At 66.5% G+C, this 21,146-nt stretch carries 20 protein-coding genes; 12 read left to right on the top strand and 8 right to left on the bottom strand.

Going from position 1 to position 21,146, the window contains the following annotated elements:
- The first annotated feature begins 142 nt into the window (after nt 1–142).
- The 6 genes from C7449_RS15145 (at nt 143) to C7449_RS15120 (ending at nt 5,189) form a co-directional block, all read left to right on the top strand.
- The gene (locus C7449_RS15145; RefSeq protein ID WP_108003736.1) at nt 143–3,136 is read left to right on the top strand and encodes a DNA translocase FtsK; all 2,994 of its coding nucleotides are present in this window, start codon (nt 143–145) and stop codon (nt 3,134–3,136) included.
- Between the two features lie 253 nt (nt 3,137–3,389).
- Nucleotides 3,390–3,599 carry a cold-shock protein gene (locus C7449_RS15140; RefSeq protein ID WP_108003735.1) on the top strand — a complete coding sequence of 70 codons (210 nt, stop codon included), beginning with the start codon at nt 3,390–3,392 and terminating at the stop codon, nt 3,597–3,599.
- 321 nt (nt 3,600–3,920) lie between these two features.
- Nucleotides 3,921–4,163, top strand: a complete 243-nt coding sequence (gene rpsU / locus C7449_RS15135) for a 30S ribosomal protein S21 (RefSeq protein ID WP_108003734.1) — start codon at nt 3,921–3,923, stop codon at nt 4,161–4,163.
- Between the two features lie 39 nt (nt 4,164–4,202).
- Complete coding sequence (locus tag C7449_RS15130; RefSeq protein WP_108003733.1) at nt 4,203–4,403, top strand: hypothetical protein; 201 nt, start codon at nt 4,203–4,205, stop codon at nt 4,401–4,403.
- Nucleotides 4,404–4,758: 355 nt separating this feature from the next.
- Complete coding sequence (locus C7449_RS15125; RefSeq protein ID WP_108003732.1) at nt 4,759–4,941, top strand: hypothetical protein; 183 nt, start codon at nt 4,759–4,761, stop codon at nt 4,939–4,941.
- Nucleotides 4,938–5,189 carry a hypothetical protein gene (locus tag C7449_RS15120; RefSeq protein ID WP_108003731.1) on the top strand — a complete coding sequence of 84 codons (252 nt, stop codon included), beginning with the start codon at nt 4,938–4,940 and terminating at the stop codon, nt 5,187–5,189. Before C7449_RS15125 ends, C7449_RS15120 begins: the two co-directional genes overlap by 4 nt.
- A gap of 60 nt (nt 5,190–5,249) precedes the next feature.
- On the opposite strand, the gene C7449_RS15115 is transcribed toward C7449_RS15120, so the two are convergent.
- The 4 genes from C7449_RS15115 to C7449_RS15100 all read right to left on the bottom strand — a co-directional run bounded on the left by C7449_RS15115 (nt 5,250) and on the right by C7449_RS15100 (nt 9,126).
- Nucleotides 5,250–5,693 (bottom strand): DUF1801 domain-containing protein, encoded by a 444-nt coding sequence (locus C7449_RS15115; RefSeq protein ID WP_108003950.1) that lies wholly within the window; start codon nt 5,691–5,693, stop codon nt 5,250–5,252.
- 41 nt (nt 5,694–5,734) lie between these two features.
- Nucleotides 5,735–6,289, bottom strand: a complete 555-nt coding sequence (locus C7449_RS15110; RefSeq protein WP_108003730.1) for a DUF1801 domain-containing protein — start codon at nt 6,287–6,289, stop codon at nt 5,735–5,737.
- A 101-nt stretch (nt 6,290–6,390) separates the two neighbouring features.
- A complete protein-coding gene (locus C7449_RS15105) occupies nt 6,391–7,632 on the bottom strand; it encodes an AGE family epimerase/isomerase (protein ID WP_108003729.1) in 1,242 nt (413 codons plus the stop codon).
- Between the two features lie 657 nt (nt 7,633–8,289).
- Nucleotides 8,290–9,126 (bottom strand): amidohydrolase family protein, encoded by an 837-nt coding sequence (locus C7449_RS15100; RefSeq protein ID WP_108003728.1) that lies wholly within the window; start codon nt 9,124–9,126, stop codon nt 8,290–8,292.
- Between the two features lie 187 nt (nt 9,127–9,313).
- Between C7449_RS15100 and C7449_RS15095 the strand changes: the two genes are divergently transcribed.
- The 4 genes from C7449_RS15095 (at nt 9,314) to C7449_RS15080 (ending at nt 13,040) form a co-directional block, all read left to right on the top strand.
- A complete protein-coding gene (locus C7449_RS15095; protein ID WP_108003727.1) occupies nt 9,314–10,591 on the top strand; it encodes an L-fuconate dehydratase in 1,278 nt (425 codons plus the stop codon).
- Nucleotides 10,592–10,655: 64 nt separating this feature from the next.
- Nucleotides 10,656–11,798 carry an alpha-hydroxy acid oxidase gene (locus tag C7449_RS15090; RefSeq protein WP_108003726.1) on the top strand — a complete coding sequence of 381 codons (1,143 nt, stop codon included), beginning with the start codon at nt 10,656–10,658 and terminating at the stop codon, nt 11,796–11,798.
- A 138-nt stretch (nt 11,799–11,936) separates the two neighbouring features.
- On the top strand, nt 11,937–12,422 hold the full coding sequence (locus C7449_RS15085; protein ID WP_108003725.1) for a nuclear transport factor 2 family protein: 486 nt from the start codon (nt 11,937–11,939) through the stop codon (nt 12,420–12,422).
- Nucleotides 12,423–12,644: 222 nt separating this feature from the next.
- On the top strand, nt 12,645–13,040 hold the full coding sequence (locus C7449_RS15080; protein WP_108003724.1) for a VOC family protein: 396 nt from the start codon (nt 12,645–12,647) through the stop codon (nt 13,038–13,040).
- Between the two features lie 57 nt (nt 13,041–13,097).
- Here the strand turns inward: C7449_RS15080 and C7449_RS15075 are convergent, their stop codons facing one another.
- Nucleotides 13,098–14,006 (bottom strand): DMT family transporter, encoded by a 909-nt coding sequence (locus C7449_RS15075; RefSeq protein WP_108003723.1) that lies wholly within the window; start codon nt 14,004–14,006, stop codon nt 13,098–13,100.
- A 258-nt stretch (nt 14,007–14,264) separates the two neighbouring features.
- On the opposite strand from C7449_RS15075, the gene C7449_RS15070 reads away from it, so the two are divergent.
- The gene (locus C7449_RS15070; RefSeq protein WP_108003722.1) at nt 14,265–16,049 is read left to right on the top strand and encodes an IlvD/Edd family dehydratase; all 1,785 of its coding nucleotides are present in this window, start codon (nt 14,265–14,267) and stop codon (nt 16,047–16,049) included.
- Between the two features lie 15 nt (nt 16,050–16,064).
- On the opposite strand, the gene C7449_RS15065 is transcribed toward C7449_RS15070, so the two are convergent.
- From C7449_RS15065 to C7449_RS15060, 3 genes are all read right to left on the bottom strand, one after another.
- The gene (locus C7449_RS15065; RefSeq protein ID WP_342588264.1) at nt 16,065–17,903 is read right to left on the bottom strand and encodes a heavy metal translocating P-type ATPase; all 1,839 of its coding nucleotides are present in this window, start codon (nt 17,901–17,903) and stop codon (nt 16,065–16,067) included.
- A gap of 143 nt (nt 17,904–18,046) precedes the next feature.
- Nucleotides 18,047–18,208: a hypothetical protein gene (locus C7449_RS21820; protein ID WP_170115905.1), complete on the bottom strand. Its 162-nt coding sequence runs from the start codon at nt 18,206–18,208 to the stop codon at nt 18,047–18,049.
- Between the two features lie 73 nt (nt 18,209–18,281).
- A complete protein-coding gene (locus C7449_RS15060; RefSeq protein WP_374828230.1) occupies nt 18,282–19,178 on the bottom strand; it encodes a DMT family transporter in 897 nt (298 codons plus the stop codon).
- Between the two features lie 374 nt (nt 19,179–19,552).
- Between C7449_RS15060 and C7449_RS15055 the strand changes: the two genes are divergently transcribed.
- Complete coding sequence (locus C7449_RS15055; RefSeq protein ID WP_108003948.1) at nt 19,553–20,908, top strand: amidase; 1,356 nt, start codon at nt 19,553–19,555, stop codon at nt 20,906–20,908.
- Nucleotides 20,909–21,146 lie beyond the last annotated feature (238 nt).

Below are 21,146 nucleotides of genomic sequence, written 5' to 3'. Positions count from 1 at the left end.
TGCCAGGGTAGGTGTTCACGCCGCCTTGCCGTCGCCGCCGGGCGGCTTCAGGAGGCCGATGGAAAGGTGCTGTTAACCTTTATTTTCTATTCCGAAGGCAGGGGTTTCATGCCTTCCGGTAGTTCCAGCGTTGCAGGTTTCCATGCGTCCTTCCCGTACGATTTCGCCCACTGCTCAAGCCGTTTCCGCGACCGATGGCGTCAGCGCGAACCAGACGCGGCCAGTCGCCGCAGTGACGCTCCCCGGCATGACCGTCGCCGGCGAAGTGCAGGCGGGCGCCGACCTGCCGGCGTGGCAGAGCGCCTTCATCCTCGGGCCGAATGTCCGTTTCACGCGCACGCCGGAAAGCGCCTATGCCCGCAAGCCCGCGCCAGTGGTCGAGGTCCCACAAGCGGACAAGACCGAAACCGCGCCGGCCGAGCCGACCGCGGCAGCGGACGAGGCTGCCGCATCGCCTGCGGCCGTGGTCCCGCCCGACCTCGACAGCGCGGTCATGCGCAAGATCGAAAGCGGATATGCACGCCCCGTGGCGACCGAACCGCGCCATGGCCCGCCTGAAGCCACCGCCGCCCAGAGCGTCGAAGGCGACAACGGCGCATTGGCGCTGTACCTGCGCCTCAAGCGCGAGATGACCGAGGTCAGCCGCGACGTGCGATCGTCTCCGCCCGCAAGGTCGTATCCGGCCCTCCGAGCGGCCGAGCCGGCACCCCTTCAGAATAGCCCTCAGGCGCAAACGCCGCAGACCGCCGCACTGTTGCCGAGGTCCTCCGGCGCGTTCAGTCTTTCGATTTCCGATTACGCCCTTTGGGAGATCATGAACCCGGATGTCGACCTGACGGGGCTGGCGCCGGCGGATCGGGTCGCGCTGCCCCGCTTCGATGCGGGCGCGAGTTCGCCCGCTTCGCTTTATCGCGAAGTGGTGGTCAGGCGCGGGAAGGGTTCTGCCGCTGTGCCGAACAACGAAATGCCGGCCGCAACGGCGACGCGGACCGATCCCGTCCAGGCGCAGCGCGCCGAGACGCGACCGGTGACGCGGTCGTTCGCGTCCGGTTCCGGCGGCGTGGCCGCTGCAGCAGGCTCGCCGGTAGCGCGCCCAGAGGCCGAGGCCCATGCGGCGGCGGAGAAGGCACTGGCCCCTCGGGCCCCGATTTCCCCGGTCGTATCGCGCTCCTCGCCTCCGTCAGGCGACCGCTTGCAGAGCCCGGTGGCGACGTTGGATGCAGCGGAAACCCGGCTTGCCCCGGCAGCGCCGCAGCTTGCGCAGGTCTCGGTCGCCGCGAGCTACGCCTCGTTCTCCGCCCTGCCGTCGCTGTCGGCCTTCCAAGCTGCGACCGTGCAGGTCACCGCCACGGCCGGTGGGTGGCAGATGCCGCCGCTGATGTCCGCGTCGCTCGCGGCATCGACGGTCGACACTCCGGCCGTTGCCGCAGCGGAAGAGGAAGAGATCTTGCCTCCGACAGGTCAGGAGAATCCTGCCGTGCCGGCCGAAAGGGTGGCGGCCGTTGCCAGGGTAACGCCTGTCGCGTCCCGCTCGCTCGCCCGCTCCGGCCTGTTCGCCGCAGCCGACAGCAACCCGGACTACGAGTTCCCGCCCGTCGATCTCCTGCAGCAGCCCTCCGGCGAGCAGGCGCATCACAGCATGACCCAGGAAGCGCTTGAGCAGAGCGCCGGCCTTCTGGAAAGCATCCTCGAAGACTTCGGCGTCAAGGGCGAGATCATCGACGTGCGCCCCGGGCCGGTCGTCACCCTCTACGAATTCGAGCCGGCGCCGGGCGTAAAGTCCTCGCGGGTGATCGGCCTTGCCGACGACATCGCCCGCTCTATGTCGGCGCTGTCGGCCCGCGTCGCCGTCGTCCCCGGCCGCAACGTCATCGGCATCGAACTGCCGAACGCGGTGCGCGAGACCGTCTATTTCCGCGAGCTGATCGAGTGCGAAAGCTATTGGGAGACCAAGTTCAAGCTGGCGCTCTGCCTCGGCAAGACGATCGGCGGCGAGCCCGTCGTCGCCGAACTGGCCAAGATGCCGCATCTGCTCGTGGCCGGTACCACCGGCTCGGGCAAGTCGGTGGCGATCAACACGATGATCCTGTCGCTGCTCTACCGGCTCCGGCCTGAGGAATGCCGGCTGATCATGGTCGATCCGAAGATGCTCGAGCTGTCGGTCTATGACGGCATCCCGCACCTCCTCACCCCCGTTGTCACCGATCCGAAGAAGGCGGTGATGGCGCTGAAATGGGCAGTGCGCGAGATGGAGGACCGCTACCGCAAGATGTCGCGGCTCGGCGTGCGCAACATCGACGGGTTCAACGCCCGTGCCGCGGCGGCCCGCGCCAAGGGCGAGACGGTGATGTGCGACGTGCCGAAGGGTTTCGACCGCGGCACCGGAGAGCCGGTCTACGAGCAGGAGGAGATGGACCTGACGCCGATGCCCTACATCGTCGTCATTGTCGACGAGATGGCCGACCTGATGATGGTCGCCGGCAAGGAGATCGAAGGTGCGATCCAGCGGCTGGCGCAGATGGCGCGCGCCGCCGGCATCCACCTGATCATGGCGACGCAGCGCCCCTCCGTCGACGTCATCACCGGCACGATCAAGGCGAACTTCCCGACCCGCATCTCCTTCCAGGTCACCTCGAAAATCGACAGCCGCACCATCCTCGGCGAACAGGGCGCCGAGCACCTGCTCGGCCAGGGCGACATGCTGCACATGATCGGCGGCGGCCGGATCGCCCGCGTCCACGGCCCGTTCGTCTCCGACGCCGAGGTCGAGGCCGTCGTCGCCCATCTGAAGACGCAAGGGCGCCCGGAATATCTCGGCACCGTCACCGAGGACGCCGACGAGGAGGAGGCGCCCGAACCCGAGGACAGCGCCGTCTTCGACAAGTCGGCAATGGGCGAGGAGGATGGCGACGACCTCTACGACAAGGCCGTCAAGGTGGTGTTGCGCGACCGCAAGTGCTCGACCTCCTATATCCAGCGACGCCTGTCGATCGGCTACAACCGCGCCGCCTCGCTGGTCGAGCGGATGGAGAAGGAAGGCCTCGTCGGTCCGTCGAACCATGTCGGCAAACGCGAGATCCTGAACGGCAGCCGCGACACGATACCGGCGGTGAACATGCCGGACGACGATGATTGAGCACGTCGCGACCTCCTGTCCGGGAGGTCGCAGCGAAGCTGGGGGCGAGCGTCGCCCCCGCGTCGGCCGGACGCTTCGTCAGCCGAGCCGAATGGCCGCCTGCCTTGCTAAATGGCCATAACCCGCTATAAAAGACGGATCGTACTTTGCTAGCGACTTTTGTCCGCTGCCCCTGGGCACTCTCAGATTTCCTCTCATCGGCGATTTACCGAGCGGTCGGGCGACCGCTTACAGCGATTGAAAGGACATCCTCATGAACACAGGTACAGTGAAGTGGTTCAATGCAACCAAGGGCTTCGGGTTTATCCAGCCGGACAACGGCGGCGCGGACGTCTTTGTCCACATCTCGGCCGTTGAACGCGCAGGCATGAACGGCCTCAACGAGGGACAGAAAATCCGCTATGACCTCGTTCAGGACAAGCGCTCGGGCAAGAGTTCCGCAGACAACCTGCAGGCAGCCTGAGGTTCTGGACTGACCGGCACGCCTCGCATGAACGAAGGTCGGGAACTTCCCGGCCTTTTTATTTTTGCATGCGGCGCAACAGCGTGTAAAAATACTGTTCTGTTGCATCGCTCAAGCGAGCCCTGCGGCCCTTCGCCTGCATCGCATCAAGTTCGATGACGAGAACATTGAACTTCCGATAGCTGAAACCGAAACGGACCCACGCGGTCCTGGGCCTGCTGAATGCCAATGGCGTCGCCGCCAAACCGTTCGTGCCGATTTCCGGGTCAACTCGACCGCATCAGGATCAAGAACAGCAGCAGAGGCTGCATAGGAGATAACTTGCAAGTACTAGTCAGAGACAACAACGTCGATCAAGCCCTTCGCGTGCTGAAGAAGAAGATGCAGCGCGAGGGTCTGTTCCGGGAAATGCGGGCGCGCAGCGCCTACGAAAAACCCTCTGAAAAGCGTACGCGCGAAAAGGCAGAGGCAATCCGTCGCGCTCGCAAGCTGGCGCGCAAGAAGGCGCAGCGCGAAGGCTTGTTGCCGGCGCCCAAGAAGAAGGCCCGGTCATCGGGCCGCTAAGGACTGAACCAACACGGCTGCTCGTCAGGAGGACAAGGAATGACGGCCACCAAGGGAGAGTTCTTCACGCCGGCAAAAATGTCAGCGCTGGAAAAGGCCTCGCGCACCCACGCTGTCGCGAAAAACATCGTCGCAGACGAGATTGCGGCGCGCGAGAAGAAGACCGAAAGGCTTCGCGCTCTGCGGCTGGCGAAGGCCAGCCTCACGCCGGAAGCTCCCGCTCGCAAGAAGAAGCGCTAGGGGCATAAAAATAAAAAAGGTCGGGGCGAAACCGCACCGACCTTCCTCATCATCGCTTCTCTACAGTGCCAGTACATCCGTGGTCAAAGTCATAAGCGACTTCGGCGCTTGCGAGCGGCAGATACATTCCAGCGCTCATCAGCAATGCCGATGGCCGCTGTATAGGGGCACATTGTGTTCAAAACAAGTCATGCGGGACGATGGCCCGAACATTCGCGCCTGCCGCGAACTGACCTTAATTGATTGCTTGCCAATCGGTGGGGAAGCGCCCACAGTCGCTCCGCAAGCGGCCAAGGCAAGGGCACACGCCGCTTGAGGGCTCAGGCCCTTGCCCCGACCCGAAAGGAGGACGCCTTTGTCTTCCCATATCCAGGATGTCGAAATTCGCTCAAGCGACGCGCGCATGTTGCGCACCATACTCAAGAACGCGGGCTATGTGACCGCGAAAATGGCGCCGCTCAACGGCCCGCTCCATCAACCCTCCGAAGCCGTGCTGCAACGGTTCATGTCCGGCACCATGCAAGAGTCCCGCGCATGATCGTCCGGTTGGAGGCAGTCCCCTACGCGCACCGACGTGAGCCGAACGGCACATGGACGGTCTTCGACACGCAGTCCGGCAACGCCGCGAAGTTGGGCAGCCAGCCGTCGGTCAATCTCACGGAGGTTGATGCTTGCGAGCTGGCGGCCATCTTCAACCGGAATACGATCGGCTCCGCCTCGCGGCTGCATCACTATGCAATACAGGGTTTGCCCGGTTCTGCTGAACATGCCATGAACCAAGGCTAGCCGCATGCCGCCTTTCCCGTGCTGCGGGGGAGGTGGGCAGGCGTTGGTCTCCGGCGTCGCTCAACCGACCTTTCCCGCCTGGCCGCCGGCCCGGCGGGCTGCGGGCCGTGCTGAGATGTTCAGAGCAACGGCAGCGCGGATGAGCGCCGCAAGCGCCTCTTCGTCGATCGCCTCACCCTCATGGATATCGATGGCACGCCTGGTGTTGCCCTCGAGGCTGGCGTTGAAGAGGCCGGAAGGGTCGTCCAGCGAGGCGCCCTTAGCGAAGGTCATCTTCACGACGCTCTTGTAGGTCTCGCCGGTGCAGATGATGCCGGCATGCGACCACACCGGGACGCCGCGCCACTTCCACTCCTCGACCACGTCCGGGTCGGCGCGCCGGATGATCGCGCGGACTTGCGCCAGGGTCTCGCCACGCCAGTCGTTCAATTCCCCGATCCGCGCGTCGATCAGCCGGGAGGCAGTATCGCCGCCGTCCCCCTCGTTCCGGTCACGCTTCGCCATGACGTTCCTGCCCTCCTGATCGTCAGCCGGAGCCGGCCGCTTCACATCTTTTCGCCGGGCAATCGGCTGGCCTGCTCCACCCAGGCGGCAAGTTGCGCCTCGTCGAACCGGTCGCCCTCGTGGATATTGAAGTAGCGCACGTCCTTCTGCCTGGATGGTTCAGGCGGCACGGGCCGCAACGATGCTCCGCGGAAGAAGGCTACCTTGACGTAGCGGGTGAAGCAATGGATCCCGAGGAACCAGCCCTGGCCCTCGAGCCCGTAGAGCGGCGAATTCCATTTGACCGCCTTGCGCACCTCGGGAACGGTGCGCTCGATGAGCGCGTCGAGGCGGCGCCCGACGTCGCCCTTCCAGCCCGGCATCGCGACGATATAGGCTTGCACCGGGACGTTGCCGTAGCCCTTGGCGATCTGCGGGTTGCCGCCGGAAAGCAGCCTCGGCCGCGCAAGCGCCGCATCGTCGTCGCTGCCCGTCGGCGGCTTCGATGGCTCACGGCGGGTCCGCGTCCGCGGCGGATCGGGCGACTTGGCAGCCGTCCGCCGCCCGGCGGACTTCCGTGTAGTCTTCGTCTCTCCAAGGCGTGTCCTGTCAGCCATTGCGTTCACTCAGCGCCAGTCGAACGGGAACCAGCGACCCCGGCCCCTCGGTCATCTGCCCGCCGTGCAGTGTCAACGGGCGCAACAAGCCGGATGGGCTGCTACGCGCCGCCCGCCTCGACGATGACCTTGGTCAGGCTGCCGGTGGTCGGGTAGAGCGGGATGAGGCAGGCCTGCAGCGAGTGATAGATGTCACCCTTGCCGGCGAAGAGCGTATAGCTCGGCACCAGATCCTCGGTGAGCTCCTCATGCCAGCCGCCGCGCTCCCGGTCGATGAAGTGGCGGGAGATGCCGTCCCAGATCTTCCGGTACCAGGTCTCGTGGAAATCGCTCGGCTGATGGTCGGACAGGAACGCGGCGGCTGCGGCGCCTTCCGCCATCGGCCACCACAGCTTGTTGCGCTTGGCGGGCGCGTCGTTCCAGTCGAGCGTATAGAAGAAGCCGCCCTTCTCCTTGTCCCAACCGAGCTCGACCGATTGGGAGAACAGCGCCTTTGCCGCTTCCGGCATCCAGTCGTGCGTCTTGCCGCCGAGAGCCCAGAGCTGCAGGACGAGCCGCGCCCATTCCAGCCAGTGTCCTGGCGTCGTGCCGGAAGGGCGGAACATCTCGTTGCCCTTGTAGTCCCGGTCCAAGGCCCAGTTCTCGTCGAAGTGTTCGGCCACCCGAAATCCGTTCTCTCCGGCGCGGCGGCGGATGACGAGGTCGGCGATCCGCTCGGCCTTGCGCAGATAATCGATCTCGCCGGTCGCCTCGAAGGCCGCCATTAGCGCCTCGGTCAGGTGCATGTTGGAGTTCTGGCCGCGATAGCCCGGTACCGGCGTCCAGTCCGCCTCGAATTCTTCGGCGATTGCTCCGTGCTGCTCCTCCCAGAAACGGGAATGCAGCACCTCGGTGACGTCGGCGATCATGCGGTCGGCATCCGGGTGGCCGGCGACCTTGGCGCTGGAGGCCGCAAGCAGCACGAAGGCGTGCCCGTAGCCCTGCTTGGTGGAGTCGAGCAGGCCGGAATTGTCGAGCGACCAATGATAGCCGCCGCGCTCATGGTCGCGATGGTTTTCCCATAGATACTTCATGCCGTGATCGACGATGTCGTCGGATCCGGGGCGGCCGAGCAGGCTGCCGATCGCGAAGCAATGGACCATGCGCGCGGTCGAATGAATGCCGCGAATCGGGTTTCCGGCGTTCAACGGACGCCCCTCCGCGTCGAGTTCGTAAAAACCGCCGCCCGAGTTGAAGGCGCGGTTCTGGAAGAAGTCGAAAAGCCCGTTCGCCTGGTCGCGGAGCCACTGCCGGTGATGGGCCCGGCTGCGCCAAGCGAGATCGAGCTGTCCAGTTGAGGCCATGTGCTTGCTCCTAGTGGTTTTCATGCAGCGAACCGCGGGCACTGATGCCGTCGTGGGACGGGGGGCGCCCTGTGGCGTGTGCGAGACCTGCGGCCCTGAAACGACCCGTCAGATCGTGACGGGGGGTCGCACTTTATGGCCCAGAACCATCTCTTGAGCAAGTTTGGAACGATTTAGAGGGGCGGGAGCGCTGCCGCACGACGGTTCGGCAACCGTACCGCCGTGCGAAAAAACCGGTTGGAAGCGCTGGTCGAGCAATGTTTTTCGCCCGTCCGTGCGGTCCCGCGCAACCGCCATTCATGATTGTGGCAAAAAAATGAAATGGAAGCCTATCATTCTTATAGACAATCTTTATAATTTTGCGGGACGGCCCTCCAAGGCCCGACTGCAGACGTCTGTTCGACCGCACACGGCCGGGCGGCGTCCGAAGGAAAGGACGAACACGATGCACAGTGCCAACCATCCTTTTAGCAAGGCCGGTTTCGGTCAGGGACGCCAAACCACTTCCGCGCGTTCCTCAGTCACTGGGCGGCGGGGGCTGGACAGTGTCGTCTGCTATGCGGCTGCCGGTGCGGCCATCCTCTTCCTGGCCGCCGTGGTTCTCGGCCTCGTCGGCCACTGATTCCTAGCGTCCGTGTCGCGTCTGACGCTACCAGTCTACAGATTCCAAATCCGCCTGGCGTTGCCACGATAGAGCTTTTCCCGCTCGTCGGCGGAGCAGCCTGCGAAGATCGCCTGGGTCGCGCCGACCCAGGTCGACAGGCCGCCGCCGCGCCGGCAGACCGGCCAGTCGCTGCCCCAGACGACCCGCTCCCAGCCGAAACTGGAGACGAGATGCTCCGCGTATGGCCGGATCGTATCGACGGTCCAAGCCTCGGGATCGGCATAGGCGATGATGCCGGACACCTTGGCCGACACGTTAGGGCGTTTGGCGATCTCCTCGATGCCGCGCTTCCAGGCGTCGAAATCGCCGGAGACGATGTCCGGCACGCCGCAATGGTCAAGCACGAAACGGACGCCGGGCGCGCTGTCGATCAGGGCGATCGCGAGTGGCTGCTGGCGCGCCAGCATGCAGATGTCGAAGGTGAGCCGGCTCCCCGCCATTCGCTTGAGATTGTCGCGAAACAGGGTCTGTTCTGAAATGTCGTCCGGCACCACGTGCAGCACGCGCCGGAACCCCTTGACGAACGAATCGGCCTCGCATTTTTCCAGATAGGCGGGAAAGCCCATCTCCTCCGGCCGGCAGGCGGCGATCACTCCAGCGATCAGGTCGCCCTGCGATGCCGCCAGGCTGCGCACCATCTCGGTTTCGACCTCGATGTCGGCGGTGGCGACATCGACCTCCATGTGCAGCGCCGCCTCGATGCCGAGGCGCCTGGCCTCCTGCGCATATTCAAAATAGGTGAAGTCGCGATTGAGGTCACCGGCGTCCGATAGCCATGGATAGGCCAGCCTCGACTGGTCGATCAGGTGCAGATGCGTGTCGATGAACATGGCAAGCGCTCCTCCGTTACGGCATCGGCTCAGGCGGTCCCGCTTCGGGCATCGGCCGCGGCACCTCCGCACCGCTTGTTGACAGCGGCATTTGATGATCTCTATGCATAAAGGACAATTGCGAGACAGCAAGCATCGGCGGCGGTCTTGAGGGCAGCCGCGCGATCATAGCACCTTGTGAGGACCGATGGCCCGGATCACCGGCATGCGCGTGTTCGACTTGCGATTCCCCACCTCGGAGCATCTCGACGGCTCCGACGCGATGAACCCGGACCCCGATTATTCGGCGGCCTATGTCATCCTCGACACCGACGAGCCGGGCCTTGCCGGTCACGGCCTAACCTTCACCATCGGCCGCGGCAACGATATCTGCTGCATGGCGATCCGGGCGATGCAGCACTTGGTCGTCGGCACCGAGCTCGACGAGGTGCGAAAGGCCCCGGGCCGGTACTGGCGCCATCTCACCGGCGACAGCCAGCTGCGCTGGATCGGCCCCGACAAGGGGGCCATGCACCTCGCGACCGGGGCCGTCGTCAACGCGGTCTGGGATCTGCTCGCCCGGCAGGCCGGCAAGCCCGTCTGGCAAATGGTGTGCGAGCTTTCGCCGGAACAGATCGCCGATATCGTCGACTTCCGCTACCTCACCGACGTGCTGACGAGGGAGGAGGCGCTTGCGATCCTTGAGAAGGCTGAAGCAGGCAAGGCCGAGCGGATCGCGACGCTGCAGCGCGAGGGCTATGCCTGCTACACCACCTCGGCCGGCTGGCTCGGTTATCCGGAAGACAAGCTCAGACGCCTCTGCCGGGAGGCGGTGGATGCCGGCTTCAACCATATAAAGGTTAAGGTCGGCCGCGATCTCGACGACGACATCCGGCGGCTGGCGATCGTCCGCGAGGTGATCGGCCCGGATCGCCAGCTGATGATCGACGCCAACCAGGTGTGGGAGGTCGACCAGGCGATCGATTGGGTCAAGGCGCTCGCCTTCGCCCGTCCGTTCTTCATCGAAGAGCCGACGAGCCCCGACGACATCGCCGGCCATCGGAAGATCCGCCGGGCGGTAGCGCCGGTGAAGGTCGCCACCGGCGAGATGTGCCAGAATCGCGTCATGTTCAAGCAGTTCATCGCCGAAGGGGCGATCGACATCGTCCAGATCGACGCGTGCCGGATGGGCGGCCTGAACGAGGTGCTTTCCGTGCTGCTGGTCGCGGCGAAGTATAACCTGCCGGTCTGGCCGCATGCCGGCGGCGTCGGCCTGTGCGAATATGTCCAGCACCTGGCGATGATCGACTATGTCGCCGTTTCCGGCACGAAGGAGGGGCGGGTGATCGAGTATGTCGATCATCTGCACGAGCATTTCGTCGATCCCTGCTCGATCGAAAACGCCGCCTACATGCCGCCGGGTCGGCCCGGATTTTCGATCGAGATGAAACCGGAATCGATTGCCCAATACACCTTCCGGCCCTAAAAGGCGGGCGTTGATTTCTGACGGCGCCATTCGGCATGCCGTCGCCTGCCTGGGGGAGACTACCGTGGACGATATCCTGACGATCGCCGACATGAAGGCGCGCGCGAAGCGCCGCGTGCCGAAGATGTTTTTCGACTATGCCGATTCCGGCGCCTATACCGAAGGCACCTACCAGGCGAACGAGGATGACTTCCAGAAGGTGAAGCTGCGCCAGCGGGTGCTGGTCGACATGGCCAACCGGTCGCTTGCCAGCGAGATGCTCGGCGAGAAGGTGTCGATGCCGGTGGCGCTCGCCCCGACCGGGATGACCGGCATGCAGCACGCCAACGGTGAGATGCTGGCCGCCCAGGCCGCCGAGGAGTTCGGCATCCCCTTCACCCTTTCCACCATGAGCATCTGCTCGATCGAGGACGTCGCCTCCGTCACGACGAAGCCGTTCTGGTTCCAGCTCTACGTCATGCAGGATCGTGACTTCGTCCTCAATCTGATCGACCGCGCCAAGGCGGCCGGGTGCTCGGCGCTGGTGCTGACGCTCGACCTGCAGATTCAGGGCCAGCGCCACAAGGACATCCGCAACGGTCTGTCCGCGCCGCCCAAGTTCACCCCGAAGCACGTCTGGCAGATGGCGACGCGGCCGCTCTGGTGCGCCCAGATGCTGGGCACCAAGCGCCGCACCTTCGGCAATATCGTCGGCCACGCGAAGAGCGTCACCGATCTTACCTCGCTCTCGGTCTGGACGAGCGAGCAGTTCGACCCGCATCTCTCCTGGAAGGACGTCGCCTGGATCAAGGAGCGCTGGGGCGGTAAGCTGATCCTCAAGGGCATCCTCGACGAGGAAGACGCGCGCATGGCCGTGTCTACCGGCGCCGACGCGATCATCGTCTCCAACCATGGCGGCCGCCAGCTGGACGGCGCGCCGTCGACGATCAGCATGCTGCCACGCATCGTCGATGCGGTCGGCGGCCACATCGAGGTGCACCTCGATGGCGGCATCCGCTCCGGCCAGGACGTCCTGAAGGCGCTCTGCTACGGCGCCAAGGGCACCTATATCGGTCGCCCGTTCCTCTATGGGCTGGGCGCCGGCGGCAAGCGCGGCGTCACCCGGGCGCTCGAGATCATCCGCAAGGAGCTCGACACCACCCTGGCGCTGTGCGGCGAACGCGACGTCCGCAACCTGTCGCGCCGCAACCTACATCAGGGGCTCTGAGATTTACAGTCATCCGGCGGCACGCGCCGCCGGGCGATCGCATCGGCGGCTCGCCTCATCCGAATTGATGGCGGGCCGCGAATTGCCAGCCTCGACCGTCGGGCGCACACTTTCTCCTTTCAGCGGAGGGAGGCATCCATGACGGATCGCAGCGAACTCGAAAGAACCGCCCAGGCGCTCTACCAGGCCCGGAATGATAACGACGTTGACGCGATGATGAGCTTCGTCGATCCGGACGCGAGCTTCCACATCGCCGGCAACTACCGGCTTGGGCCGCTGACGCATGTCGTCGACGGCGCCGCCGAGATCCGGGCTCGTTTTTCGGACCTGGTCGAGGCCTGGGACCTGTCCGGCATGGATTACGACAGCATGTATGTCGACGGCGACACGGTGCTGGTCCATCGCACCGGCTCGGTCCGTTACATCGCAGACGACAGCCGCTTCCCCACCGAAATTCTGGACAAGCTGACGTTCCGCGACGGCCGGATCGTGGCGTTCACCGAGTTCGTCGACACGCTGATGGCGGCGGAAGCAATCGGCTTCGTCAAACCGTCCGGGGTTTGGACCGGCGATGCCACCGTGTCGACCGAGCCCCCCGAGGAGGAAGACCGGCTCGACGCCTGACCCAACCCCTTGCGGCTTCCGGCGGGGTGGCCGCGGGCGGCCACGGAGCACGCCCGCACGCGGGTGACCGCAACAGCGAAGCGGCGGCGTTTGCGCGCCTGCACTCGGTCGCAGGTGGCGCTCGCCTGCGGCGGAAATTTGCCTTTGCGCGATCGGGCTGCTACCCCGTCGGCTACTCACGCGGCGCCGGTTCGCGCCGCAATCAAGCAGCAGGGAACCGCCTTGGCAAAGCTCATCCATTCCATGATCCGCGTGCTCGACGAGGCACGCTCCATCGAATTCTATCGCGCGGCCTTCGGCCTCGGCATCGCCGAACGCCTCGACTTCGAGACCTTCACGCTCCTCTACCTGAGCAATCCGGAGAGCGAATTCGAGCTCGAACTGACGGTCAACAAGGGCCGCACCGAGCCTTATGCACCGGGCGACGGTTACGGCCATCTCGCCGTGTCGGTCCAGGATGTCGACGCCGAGCACGCCAGGCTTGCGGCGCTTGGCCTCAACCCCGGTCGGATCGTCGAGCTCGACCGCGACGGCGCGCTGCTCGCGCGCTTCTTCTTCATCACCGACCCGGACGGCTACAAGATCGAGGTGCTGCAGCGTCGCGGGCGTTACAAGTAAGCGGGGGCGGCCGTGCGGTCAACGACTGTCGTCGCCGCGATCTTCATTCCTCTATCGTCAGCGCCGGTCGGCCTGCTTCAGCTTCTGCTCGCGGAAGAAGATGAACAGGCCGGAGGCGACGATGAGGACTGCGCCGACCAGCATGGCGCCCCGCGGCACGTCGCCGAAAAACAGCCAGCCCAACAGGATACCCCAGACCAGCATCGTGTAGTTCAGCGGCACGATGGTCGCTGCATCGGCCAGCTTGAGCGAGCGGTTCACCAGCATGTGCGCCGACATGGCGACGACGCCGAGAAGGGCGAGCAGGCCGAAATCCACGGGACGGACGGGTATCCAGCCGGTCGGGTCGATGCCGATGGCGACGACCGAGAAGACAACGGCCACGGCCATCTGCCAGAACGCCAGCGTCGTGTCGGGCGTGCCGCGCAGGCTGCGGGCGAAGATCATGGTGAAGGTGAAGGCGAAACTGCCCGCAAGCGCCACCAGCGCCGGCAAGGTGAAGCTTGCCGCCGACGGCTCCAGCGCCACGACGACGCCCGCGAAGCCGACGAGGATCGCCGTCCAGCGGCGCCAGCCGACCTTCTCTCCCAGCATCAGCGGCGAGAGCGCCGCAACATAGATCGGTGCTGCCAGCCAGTAGGTTATGGTGTCGGCGAGCGGCATATGGCCGACGACGTAGTAGAAGGCGGTCGCCTCGACGGCGCACAGCAGGGCGCGCAAAGCCTGCAGCAACGGCCGTTCCACACTCACGAGTTTGCGCCAGCCGGAACGCCAGAAAAAGGGCAGCAGCACCGCAACCGCGGCGACGCTTCGAATCAGGATGAGTTGCGGCGCCGAATAGGTCGAGACCAGCCACTTGCCGAGCACGTCGTTCAACGCGAACATCATGATGCTGAGCAGCATCAGCAGCACGCCGGCGCGCGTGCTGCTGGACGGAGATGCGGAGGATAGGGTCAGGTCCGTCATTGCGATGTCCGCGCACTTCGCCGTGGCGCCTGCACGAGGCGTCTGCCGGCCGCTGGAAGGGGAAGATCCGGCTGTCGCACATTCGCCGGCCCCCGACCAGTCAACAATATTGATGGCTGCATGAATGCCGGCGAAGCGTCCGCGACAGCCCGGGATTCGGCCAGTCGCGACGAGCGCGCGGTTGAAACGCCGGCGAAGCGATGAAATGCTTGCCGCAGAACGAGGCGCGTACCGCAGAGCGGTGACAGGAGAAGTGAGATGGCAGACAAAAGGACGGGCGCCCGGCGGTTGCGCTCGCAGGACTGGTTCGACAATCCGGACCACGTCGACATGACCGCACTCTATCTGGAGCGCTTCATGAACTACGGCATCACTCCGGAAGAGCTGCGCTCGGGCAAGCCGGTGATCGGCATCGCCCAGAGCGGCAGCGACCTGACGCCCTGCAACCGCCATCATCTCGAGCTGGCCATGCGGGTGCGCGACGGCATCCGTGACGCCGGCGGCATCCCGATCGAATTCCCGACGCATCCGATCTTCGAAAACTGCAAGCGTCCGACCGCGGCCCTCGACCGCAACCTCGCCTATCTCGGCCTCGTCGAAGTGCTCTACGGCTATCCGCTGGACGGCGTCGTGCTGACCACCGGCTGCGACAAGACCACGCCGTCGGCGCTCATGGCCGCGTCGACGGTCGATATCCCGGCGATCGTGCTCTCCGGCGGACCGATGCTCGATGGCTGGCACGAGGGCGACCTCGTCGGCTCCGGCACGGTGCTGTGGCGCTCGCGGCGGAAATTCGCCGCCGGCGAGATCGACGCCGCCGAGTTCGTCGATGCGGTGATGGATTCGGCGCCGTCGGTCGGCCACTGCAACACGATGGGAACCGCCTCGACCATGAACGCGCTGGCCGAGGCGCTCGGCATGTCGCTGACCGGCTGCGCGGCGATACCCGCCGCCTACCGCGAACGTGGCCAGATCGCCTACCGCACCGGCAGGCGGGCGGTCGAACTGGTGCTGGAGGACCTCAAGCCGTCCGACGTCCTGACCCGCGCGGCATTCCTCAACGCGATCCGGGTCAATTCGGCGATCGGCGGCTCCACCAATGCCCAGCCGCACCTAATGGCGATGGCGAAACACGCCGGCGTCGAGCTTCGCCCCGAGGACTGGCAGGAGCACGGCTACGACATCCCGCTGCTGGCCGACGTCCAGCCGGCCGGCCGCTTCCTCGGCGAGCGCTTCCACCGCGCCGGCGGCGTGCCGGCGATCATGCGCGAGCTGCTCGACGCCGGCCGCCTCGACGGCGGCTGCCGAACGGTGACGGGGCGGACGATGGCGGAAAACCTCGAGGGCCGGCATGTCACCGATCGCGAGGTAATCCGCCCCTTTGACCAACCGCTGAAGGAGCGGGCGGGTTTCCTCGTGCTGAAGGGCAACCTGTTCGATTTCGCCATCATGAAGACGAGCGTGATCTCGGAGGAATTTCGCACGCGTTACCTGAACGAACCGGATCGCCAGGGCGTGTTCGAGGGACGGGCGGTGGTGTTCGACGGCTCGGAGGATTATCACCGGCGCATCAACGATCCGGCGCTGGAGATCGACGAGCGGTCCATCCTCGTCATCCGCGGCGCCGGGCCACTCGGCTGGCCGGGCTCGGCGGAAGTGGTCAACATGCAGCCGCCGGACCACCTCCTGAAACGCGGCATCACCAGCCTGCCGACGATCGGCGACGGCCGGCAGTCGGGCACCGCCGACAGTCCCTCGATCCTCAACGCCTCGCCCGAAAGCGCCGCCGGTGGTGGGCTCGCCTGGCTGCGGACCGGTGACAGGATCCGCATCGACCTGAACGAGGGCCGCTGCGACATGCTCGTGGACGAGGCGGAGATCGCGCGCCGCAAGGCCGACGGCATCCCGCCGGTGCCGGCCGACGCGACCCCCTGGCAGCGCCTCTACCGCCAGACCGTGACGCAACTTTCCGACGGCGCGGTGATCGAAGGGGCCGCCGACTTCCGCGGCATCGCCAAGACGCCGCCGCGGCACAACCACTGACGCCGCGGCGCCCTGCTACCGCAAGGCGCGCAGTGCGTTCACGATCACGGCGATGTCGATCAGTTCCTGCGTGAAGGCGCCGGCGACGGGGGGCAGGTAGCCGGCGGCGGCGACGAGCATGGCCACGACCGAGAGGCCCAGCCCGACCAGTACGCTCTGCAGCGCGATCTTCTTCGTGCGGTGGGCGGCGTGGATCGCCTTGATCAGGTTGTCGAGCCGGTCGACGAGCAGCACCACGTCGGCGCTCTCGGAAGAGGCGGCGGCGCCGCGGGCGCCCATGGCGATGCCGACGGTGGCAGCCGCCAGCGCCGGCGCGTCGTTGACGCCGTCGCCGACCATCATCGTCGGGGCCTTGGCGGCTTCGCGCCGGACGATCTCGACCTTCTGTGCGGGATCGAGTTCGCCGTGCGCCTCGCCGATGCCGAGCTTGCCGGCGATCGCCGCGACCACGTCGGAGCGGTCGCCGGATGCCAGCACGATGCGGCGGATACCGACCTTGTGGAACGCCTCGAGCATGGCGGCGGCGTCGGGCCGCACGTGGTCGGCAAGGACGATGATGCCGGCGAGCTCGCCGTCGACCGCGACGGCCACCACGGCGGCATCGTCCGGCACGCCCGCGCGCAATGCGTAGGGATCACCCTTGCGGCTGTTGTCGCGGACGTAGCGGCTGCCGCCGATCGTCACGCGGCGGCCGTCGACCAGCCCCGAGACCCCGGTGCCGGCGGCCTCGCTGACATCGCTCGGCGTCGACAGCACCAGGCCGCGCCGGCGGGCGTCCTCCACCAGTGCATCGGCGATGACGTGGCTGGACGCCTGGTCGAGCGATGCGGCCAGTTGCAGCACCTGCTGTGCATCCCAGCCCTCGGCCGTCCGCACCTCCACGACGCTGGCCTGCCCATGCGTCAGGGTGCCGGTCTTGTCGAGCACGGCGGTGGTGACCTTGGCGAGCGCCTCAAGGGCCCCGCCGGTCTTGATCAGCACCCCGAGCCTGGCGGAGCGGGACATGCCGGAAATGATCGCGACCGGCAATGCAAGGATGAGCGGGCAGGGGGTGGCGACGACGAGCACCGCAAGCGCCCGGATGCGGTCGCCGGAGATCCACCAGGCGATCCCGGCAATCAGCAGCGTCAGCACCAGGAACCAGACTGCGTAGCGATCGGCGATGCGCACGCTCGGCGCCTTGCTCTCCTGTGCCTGCCGCACCAGCCGCACGATGTTCGCATAGGTGCTTTCCGCAGCCGGCCGCACGGCCAGGAGATCGAACGCATTGCCGAGATTGGTGGAGCCGCTGAGGATTTCGTCGCCTCTCGCCTTTTCGACCGTCGTGCTCTCGCCGGTGAGGCTCGACTGGTCGAGCGCCGCAGCGTCCGAGGCGAGCGTGCCGTCGACCGGCACCACCTCGCCGTGGCGGACGAGGATCCGCTCGCCGGGTCGGATCGCTTCGACCGGCACCTCCTGCAGCGCCTCGCCGGCATAGCGCATCGCCGTATGGGCGACGCGGCCGAGCAGCGCCGTCATCTCATGGCGGGCCCGACCCTCGGCATAGCTCTCCAGCAACTGCCCGCCGGAATACATCAGCGCCACGACGTTTGCGGCGAGCGGCTCGCCGAAGGCGAGCGCCGCGGTCATCGAAAGGGCCGCGACCAGGTCGAGGCCGACTTCGCCGCGACGCAGTGACGTCACGATCTCGACGACGAGCGCTGCAAGCACCGGTACCGTGGCGGTGAACCAGATGCGGTCGGCCCATGTGCCGCTCCCGAAAAGCCAACTGACCGTGCCGGCGGCAAGGCCGGCCGTGGCGATGACGACGAGCATCGAACGCAAAGTGAAGAGGGTTCTCGGTACAGCGGGCAAGATCGCTCCGTCGCGATTCGATGGTTGGCCGTGGAGCGCCCGACCGAGCGGTGCTCGGCCTAATGACTTAGGGTGCCTTTCCCGGCCTGTCCATATCCCGGCCCATCGGGGCGTTGAATGCGCAGGGGGCTCCGACCAGATGCCTATTTCGGATCCGGATTGACGATGCTCTCGTTGGGATCGACAGAGCCGCTGCGATCGGTGACCGGAAGGCTGGCAACATAGACGACGGCGGCGATCAGCGCCGAGACGATGACGACCGCCAGCATTGCCTGCTTGCCGTTTCGGACGGTGAAGACCTTCATCCTCCGCCAACGCCCGACGCCGGGGAGTGGTTCCGCCGGAGTGGTTCCAAGGGGCAATCCGGCGGCCGTCCTGCTAGCCGCGGCGGGCCGTCAGGATGCCGGCGAGCACGATCAGGCCGCCGATCGCCTGCATCGCGCCGAGCGGCTCGGCCAGCAGGCCCCAGGCGAGCAGGGCGGCGACGACCGGCTGCAACAGCAGCGTCAGTGAGGAGAAGGCGGCAGGCAGGTAGGCGAGCGCAAAGGTGATCAGCACCTGGCCGCCGGCATGGCTGACGAAGGCCAGGCCGAACACGGTGCTCCAGCCGGCGGCGGTGGAGGGCAGCAGCGTCGGCTCGAACCACAAAGCGATTGGGAGCATGCAGCAGGCGGCCGAGGCCGATCCCCAGCGCATGATGCGCAGCGTGTCGTAGCGGTTGCGCAACTGGCCGACGGCGAGGATGTAGCCGGCGTAGAACATCGCGGCGATCGTCGCGATGGCATCGCCCGCAAGGTTGCCGCCGCCGAGCGCCGCCGGCCCGCCCTTCAGCACCACGATGCCGACCGCGGCGATCGCCAGGCCGGCGAGGAAGGTGCGGGTGATCGCAAAGCCGAAGAGGAGACGTCCGAAGATGGTGACGAAAACCGGTGCGAGATTGGCAAGCAGGGTGGCGTTGGCGACCGAGGTGACGTGGATCGACAGGTGCCAGGCGGCGAGGTTGACGGCAAGGATGGCGCCCGGCAAAGCCAGCAGCGCGCAATCGGCAAGCGTCTTGGGACCGGTGTCGCCGGCCTTGCCGCGGGCAAGCAGGGAGAAGAGGCTCAAGGGGAGCAGCGCCAGCGCGACGCGCCAGAAGGCGGTCGCAAGCGGTCCCACCTCCGACAGCCGGACGAAGATCGGCGATCCGCCGATGGCAATGCCGCCGGCGACGATGGCGAGCAGGGCCAGCCGATGGGCCGGTGCCGGTGTGGACAAGGACTGGGTCTGGGCCAAGGGTGCCTGCCTGCGAACGATGCCGCTCCGGACCCAGCACCCACGGTCGAGGTGGCACGCTGCGGAGCGAGGATATGTCCTGCAGGCTGGTAGCAGATCGCCGCCTCGTGCAACAGGGAAGCGCGGCGGATTTTTTGCCGATCCGCCGCAACCGGCGTGTGCGGCCGGTCCGGACATGAGGTTTGAAGCGGAGCGGCCCGTCGGCCGTTCCGGTCCTTGCTGCGATGCAACTGTATGGCGGCGCGGGCCGATGCCATGAGGCAACGTCGGTCGTCCGAAGCCCTTGCCGGCGCCGGCAAGGCATGACAATCCAGTTGGCGACGAACAGCGCTGGCCGCTCGACAGCCAGCCGCACCATTGCAGAGGACGACGACATGACCGACACCGCACCGACACTGGCGCAACTCGCCGACGATCTCGGCTCCGGGCGCACCACCAGCCGCGCCCTTGTGGAGGAATGTCTTGCGCGGATCGAGGCCTCAAGCGAGGGCAGGACTACCTTCGTCAAGGTGTCGGGCGAGGCGGCGCGGCAGGCGGCCGACGCGATGGACCTGTTGCGCCGGGCCGGGGCGGCGCCATCCCGCTGGGCCGGAATTCCGGTCTCGATCAAGGACCTGTTCGACATCGAAGGAGAGGTGACCACGGCCGGCTCGCGGGCGCTCGCTGACGCGGCTCCGGCAAAGGCCGACGCGCCGGCGGTGGCGCGGCTGCGCCGGGCCGGCTTCGTGGTGATCGGCCGGACCAACATGACCGAGTTCGCCTATTCCGGGCTCGGGCTGAATCCGCACTACGGCACGCCGCGCAGCGTCTGGGACCGAGACGGCGGCCGGATACCGGGCGGCTCCTCGTCGGGCGCTGCGATCTCCGTCGCCGAAGGCATGGCCCACGCGGCGCTCGGCACCGACACCGGCGGCTCCTGCCGCATCCCGGCGGCCTTCAACCGCCTCGTCGGCTACAAGCCGACCGCCCGTCGCGTGCCGCGCTCAGGCGCCGTGCCGCTGTCGACGACGCTCGATTCGATCGGACCGATCGCCCGCTCGGTCGCCTGTTGCGCAACGCTGGACGCGATCCTGGCCGGCGAGGACACGGTGCCGCCGCGCGATGTCGCCGTCTCGCGGCTCCGGCTGGCGGTGCCGACGACGATCGTCCTCGACGGCATGGATGCCACGGTGGCGGAGGCGTTCCGCTCGGCGCTGTCGCGGCTCTCCGCCGCCGGCGCCGTGATCGAGGAGATCGAGGCGCCGGAATTCGCCGACATTCCGAAGATCAACGCCAAGGGCGGCTTCAGCGCCGCCGAGAGCCATGCCTGGCACCGGGAACTGCTGGAGCGGCGCGGCGAGATGTACGACCCGCGGGTGGCCGTGCGGATTCGTGCCGGCGCATCCCAGTCCGCCACCGATTACATCGAGCTCGGACCGGCGCGCCGCCGGCTGATCGACGCCATCGAGCGCCGCTTCGCCCCTTACGATGCGGTGCTGATGCCGACCGTCGGCATCGTGCCGCCGCGGATCGCCGAGCTTGCCGACGATGCGGATTTCGCCCGCATCAACCTCTACGTGCTGCGCAACGCCGCCTTCGTCAACATGTTCGACGGCTGCGCCATTTCGCTGCCGATCGGCGCGCCCGGCGCGGCACCGGTCGGGCTGATGGTGTCGGGCACGGCCGGCATGGACCGCAGGATCTTCGAGATCGCGCAATCGCTGGAGCGGCTGCTGCAACAGCCGGCCTGACTGTACCAGCCCGGCGACAACAGGAACGCCGGGCCCATTCGAAAACCCATGATTGCGAGGGCTTCCTATTTCCGTCACCCCGAACTTGATTCGGGGTCCAGCGGCGCCGCGTCTGCGGCGCGATAGAGACGCTTTTGCGCTCAGGACGTGAGCGCGCTGGATGCCTGATCAAGTCCGGTATGACGGCTCGATTTGGCCGCCGTTCGGCGATTTAACGTCAGAAGAACGGACCGGGCGC

The organism is Mycoplana dimorpha (assembly GCF_003046475.1).
GTDB lineage: Bacteria > Pseudomonadota > Alphaproteobacteria > Rhizobiales > Rhizobiaceae > Mycoplana > Mycoplana dimorpha.
The sequence above is the reverse complement of the archived record's forward strand: the minus strand, read 5'-3'. Positions and strand labels throughout refer to the sequence as shown.